The sequence below is a fragment of the Paenibacillus sp. MAEPY2 genome, assembly GCF_000499205.1.
GTDB lineage: Bacteria > Bacillota > Bacilli > Paenibacillales > Paenibacillaceae > Paenibacillus > Paenibacillus vandeheii.
This window is the reverse complement of the sequence record NZ_AWUK01000089.1, coordinates 1-3,895: the sequence shown is the minus strand read 5'-3', so window position 1 is coordinate 3,895 and position 3,895 is coordinate 1. Positions and strand designations below refer to the sequence as shown.

Below are 3,895 nucleotides of genomic sequence, written 5' to 3'. Positions count from 1 at the left end.
TATACGGCACCTTATTATTTACTGGCACTGTCAGCCAAAACAGAAGAGGCACTACAGCGCAAGGTGGAGGATATGATCACCGTACTGGAGCGGGAAGAGAAGCCGGATCTGGCGGCAATCAGCTACACGCTGCTGGAGGGACGACAGCATTTCCGTCACCGTTGTGCGGTGGTTGTGCAGTCCCGGGCGGATGCTGTGCATGTCTGGAAACAGTTCGGTACGAAAGAAAATAACGGGAAGATGTTTCGCGGGACAGTGGGCAGGGAGTTCGTTGAACAGCGCATTGTTCGGGAACACGGTCATGAGCTTTTGCATCAACTTCAGCATGGAACTCAAGCGACCGGAACCGGCGCATACCGTGACATTCTTCATGTGCTGGCGGATTTATACTGTCAAGGTTACACATTGGATTGGATGAACATGTACGGCGAGGCTGCTCCTGAACGCATTCATTTGCCTTCATATCCGTTTGCCCAAGAAGAATACTGGGTGATCCAGTCATCACCTGGAGCAAGCCGGTTGAATGAGCAGGTTCATACAGCTAAGCTCCATCCGCTTGTACACCGGAATACGTCAACGCTGCGCGAGCAGCGGTATAGCTCTATTTTTGCACAGGAAGATCCGCTGTTACATGACCATATGGAATCGGGTTACAAATGTCTGCCGGATTCAGCCCACTTGGAGATGGTCCGGGCTGCTGCCCAATATGCGTTAACGGGAGCGGGCGAGATGAACCAGGCTCTGGTCCAGATGAAGCTGACCAACCATCAATGGGTCAATCCAGTTGTGGTGACAGAGCAGGCGCTGGAGGTTCATGTGGTGATTATTCCAGAATCGGATCAATCTTTGATCTATGAAATATTCAGTGAACAAGCTGAGGGCGATGAAGAGTTATGGAGCAGGGGCCATATTGAGTATGAACCACTGGACAAAATCGTGAATCCATCTATGGACATGCGGTCCATTATTGATAGATGTACACGTCTGGAGACTGCGAACCTATCTTCAGAACATACAGGACCATCCATTGTCTGTTGTTATACCAGCGAAAATGAAGTGTTAATAAAGCTCTCAGCTGAAAGCCATGATCAGGATCGGATTTTGTTTTATACTCCGAAGTCGCTGACTGAAGTGGTATCACTGGCGGCTAACATCTTTGAGACAAGACGGGTAAGGGCAGCAGATTATCCTCCCAAGGCCATGCCAGCAAGTGAGGTAGGCGAGTCGAGTATATATGAGGTACAGAGTGAAAGCCATACCTGGCTCTCCATGGAATCCATGGAGTTTACGGCAAACCGCTTGCAGCAGCCGATCTGGATATGGGTTAGGGAGTCTGGCTCCGGGCTGGACGTTACGTTCTGTGATGAGGAGGAACAGGTGGTTGCCCACATCGCGGGTTTGCAGGTCCAGAAGGATCAGGCGAAAAGGGAGAAGCCGGAGGGCCTGAAGAGAATGGAGAAAGAACACAAAATCGCTGATGATACCCTTCTGATGGCTTTTGAGGAAATATGGGAGCAATCGGAGCCTGGACTTCATCATGAAGAGAAAGCGCAGACCCTGTTATGTATTCTTTCCAATCAGGAGAATCAGGAAGCATTTGTTTCACTAATGAAGCAGCACAGTCCTGATATCCGGTTGGTCTTCATCGATCCGGCACTGTGGGGACAAGAGACGGATACCGTTCATCTTGCGAAGTACAGGGGAGCGCTTCAGGAGATCAGACAGCAATATGGGAACGTGGATACTGTACTATACATGCAGGCACTGGAGGAACCACTGCTGCTGCGGGACACAAAGCCGATTTTACTTTTGCTTCAAGCATTGGCAGCAGAGAAGATCAAGCCTGGGCGAATTTTGCTCGCAGGTGAATACAGAACAGGGATTGAGCGGTGTTACCTGGATGCATGGATCGGTTTTGAACGTTCCCTGGGGCTTGTTATGCCCCATACGAAATTACAGGTGCTCAGCAGCGATGTGGAATCCATAAACGAAGTGAACTGGAAATGGTGGAGTGAACGGCTGTGGCAGGAATTAAGGTCGAACCAGCGATGCAGTGTACGGTATGAGAATCATCAGCGCAAAATAAGCCGTATCAGACCAATCTCATCCGTCGAGCACTACAAACAGGGGACTGAATACGTGTTGCCAGGAAAGACATTTTTGATTACGGGCGGATTGGGAGGAATTGGCCTCGCTTTTGCCAGAGCATGGGCTCCGCTGGGTGTAAATCTGGTTTTGATGGGCCGATCTTCTCTGGATTCCGTAAAGCAGCATAGGCTTGATGAATTGATCGAAGCGGGAAGTCAGGCCATGTATGTTCAGGCTGATGTTGCCGTACTGGAACAAGTCGAAGAAGCGGTACGGGCAGTCAAAAGCAAATTCGGTACCATTCACGGACTGATCCACGCCGCCGGGATTGAAAGCCGGGTAAGTGTGCTGGATAAATCAGCAGCTGATTTTGAACGTGTGCTTGATCCCAAAATTCGGGGAACATTGGCATTGGACCAAGCGCTGAGTAACGAACCGCTGGAGTTCCGCAGTTATTTCTCTTCTTCATCGGCTATTTTGGGAGACTTCGGTTCTTGTGATTATGCTGTGGCGAATCGATTCCAGATGGCCTATGCCCAAGAGCAGCATCGCACCGGCCCTATTCACACGGTATCCATTAACTGGCCGCTTTGGAGAGAGGGCGGAATGGGCATGGGTGAAAAGAATGCTTCGTCCATGTATCTCAAAACGAGCGGTCAACGTTTTCTGGAAAAAGATGAAGGGGTGGCCCTATTTCAAAAAATGTTAAATGAACCATACGCTCACCAACTGGTTATGGCAGGGGACCCGGAACGCATACATCGTTTTCTGGGTGTTGAATTCACACCTGATGAGCCGGCTAGCGCATCTCAGACTTCGTATGAGGTTGGGAATCCGGTCTTGAACGAGGCAACCCCTGCGGTGGAACTCCGTGTGGAGCTGCGTGGCAAAACGGTAGCTGAGTGCGCACAATGGGAGTTAGGAGAAATAGCAAGCGAGCTGTTAAAGATACCTCATGAAGAATTGGACCCTCAAGCCAATCTCGCGGAGTTTGGGTTTGATTCCATCAACTTGACGGAGTATGCAGCACGGTTGAGCCGTCATTACGGAGCGGAACTGACACCATCCATTTTCTTTGGACATTCTACACTGAAGGGATTGGCTGAATATCTGGAAAACGAGCATCGGGATGTTTTAATTGGCATGTACGAAGAAAGGAAGGCCGTGACCGAGAAGAAATCCGATGCCGCGGACCGAGGTTACCGATCGGGACGTTCCGGAAGATGGATTGGCGGCAAATCCTTCGCTGCATCCGAGCTTCGCTCAACTTCACCTAGTCAGAACCAGAACCAAAGGGATCAATTCACGGAGCCTGTTGCCATTATTGGCATTAGCGGACGGTTCCCCGAAGCGCGTGATGTAGACGAGATGTGGTCCATGATCAGTCAGGGTCAGGAAGCGATAAAAGGCGCACCGGAGGATCGATTTTCCACCCGTAATGGGCGTGAATCTTGGAAATGCGGTCTTGTGCCAGGGGTACGGGAGTTTGATCCCCGCTTCTTCGAAATCTCTCCACGCGAAGCCGAGAGCATGGACCCGCGTCAGCGGCTGCTGTTACAGGAGTCCTGGAGAGCGCTTGAGGATGCCGCTTATGGCAAAAGACAGCTTTCCTCCGGACGAGTCGGCATGTTTGTCGGGGTGGAGAATAATGAATATTTACAGTTTGTCTGCCTGGACGGACCGCTTACGTCGAATCACAATGCCATTTTGGCCGCCCGGTTAGCGTATCTGCTGGACCTGAATGGCCCGAATATGGCGATTAATACCGCTTGCTCTTCGGGGCTGGCGGCTGTTCATCAAGCCTGTG

Annotated in this window: 1 protein-coding gene; it reads left to right on the top strand. The window is 50.8% G+C overall.

All coding sequences use genetic code 11. From position 1 onward, the window contains the following. Positions 1 to 3,895 (top strand): SDR family NAD(P)-dependent oxidoreductase (locus P364_RS36520; RefSeq protein WP_024634469.1); only part of this gene is annotated, 3,895 nt, incomplete at both ends.